The 1955-nt window shown below is 41.4% G+C and carries 1 protein-coding gene and 1 pseudogene; both read left to right on the top strand.

Going from position 1 to position 1955, the window contains the following annotated elements:
• Positions 1-887 (top strand): annotated as a pseudogene (locus ACFIL3_RS09835) (DNA repair protein RecN); the annotation flags it as partial.
• Between the two features lie 112 nt (positions 888-999).
• On the top strand, positions 1000-1955 hold a 956-nt coding region (gene ligA, locus ACFIL3_RS09830), incomplete at its 3' end, for an NAD-dependent DNA ligase LigA (RefSeq protein WP_375682191.1).

The raw sequence follows: 1955 nt of genomic DNA, 5'->3' as shown, positions 1-1955 counted from the left end.
AAGAACTTATTGCACCAGTGGTGAAATCTATTGATGAGGCATTGCATGCACTTGCAACAGCACAAGAAGGTATTGAGACGGCAATACGAGCATTAGATTTTGAACCTGATGAATTGGAACGGATAGAAGAGCGTCTTTTTTCTCTTCGGGGTTTTGCTCGTAAATATCAAGTTTCTGCGGATGAATTGATTCAGTTACGCGATAAAATGGACGCAGAACTCGCTGATTTTGAAGAGGCTCAGACTATATTGACATGTTTTGAAGATGAGGCAGAGCAGGCAAAGAAAAATTATGATACATTGGCGCAAGCCTTAACAATAAAGCGTCGGGAGACAGCAAAGCATTTATCTGAAAGTGTTATGGCTGAGTTGCCGGCATTGAAATTAGAGAGGGCTGAATTTATTGTTGAAATGCAAAGTGATATGGAAAAGCGGAGTGCAGAGGGATGTGATCGTATTGAATATTGGGTGCGAACAAATCCTGGAACACGTGCTGGGCCGATGCTTAGTGTGGCTTCTGGCGGTGAATTATCTCGTTTTTTGCTGGCATTAAAAGTTGTTTTATCTGATCGAGGATCAGCACCGACGCTGATTTTTGATGAAATTGACACAGGCGTTGGGGGGGCTGTTGCAGCGGCTATTGGGCATCGGTTGCAACGCTTATCAGAACATGTCCAAGTTTTTGCTATTACGCATGCTCCACAGGTTGCATCGAAAGCGCATGGTCATTTTCTTATTTCAAAAATTGAGAGTCATGATAAAGGACGCTTTGTTACTGCGATTCATAAAATGAAAGAACATGAGCGTGCAGAAGAAATTGCCCGTATGTTGGCTGGAGAACAGATTACTGAAGAAGCGCGTGCAGCGGCTCAAAAGCTTCTAGCATAAAGGTAATTAGTCAGCGATAAAAATACTGGAAAGCTTGTATTTATTGAGATTCACTTGATGAGGGTGCGTGTGGAAATCCTTGTGGCAGTGCTTGTAATTTGGAATAGATTTTATGAACAAAGATGCATATAAAAATCTCACAGCTGTTGAAGCAGAACGTGAATTAGAGTGGTTGGCAAAAGAGATTGCACGTCATGATGTGCTTTATAATCGTGATGATCAGCCTGAAATTTCTGATGCAGAATATGATGCTTTACGTCGTCGTAATGCAGAAATTGAAGCTCTTTTTCCAGAGCTTATACGTATTGATTCTCCTTCACATAAAATTGGAGCACCAATTTCTGAAAAATTTGAAAAATCTGTTCATGCACAGCCTATGCTTTCACTTGATAATGCGTTTAGCTCTGAAGATGTTACTGAATTTGTTGAGCGTATTCGTCGTTTTTTACGGCTTCCAGAAACACAAGTGTTGGAAATAACAGCGGAGCCAAAAATTGATGGTTTATCTTTGTCTTTACGCTACGAAAAGGGGCAGCTTGTGCGTGCGGCAACGCGTGGGGATGGAACTGTCGGTGAAAATGTGACGGCAAATGCCCGAACAATTGCTGATATCCCACAAGTTTTGCAAGGTGATTTTCCTGATATCATTGAGGTGCGTGGTGAAGTTTATATGGGGCGGGAAGATTTCCAAGCACTGAATATCAGCCAACAAGAGAAGGGCAAGTTAACCTTTGCCAATCCTCGAAATGCGGCGGCTGGTTCACTCCGTCAGCTTGATTCACGGATAACCGCTAGCAGAAAACTTCAATTTTTTGCTTATGCTTGTGGTGAGGTGAGTGAAATATTGGCAGAAAGTCAAATGGAGATGATGAAAAAGCTAAAAGAGTATGGCTTTGTTATCAATCCATTAACAAAAGTCTTTAAGACAGTAGAAGATATTATTTGCTATTATCACGATATCGAAGAATGCCGTCATTCTTTAAGCTATGATATTGATGGCATTGTTTATAAGGTTAATGATTTGATGCTCCAAAAGCGCTTGGGGTTTGTTTCTCGTTCGCCGCGTTG

The sequence above is a fragment of the Bartonella sp. CE47NXGY genome, from assembly GCF_042195415.1.
In the GTDB taxonomy this organism is placed as follows: Bacteria; Pseudomonadota; Alphaproteobacteria; order Rhizobiales; family Rhizobiaceae; genus Bartonella.
Note: the sequence above shows the minus strand (reverse complement) of the source record. Positions and strands in the feature narration are given on the sequence as shown.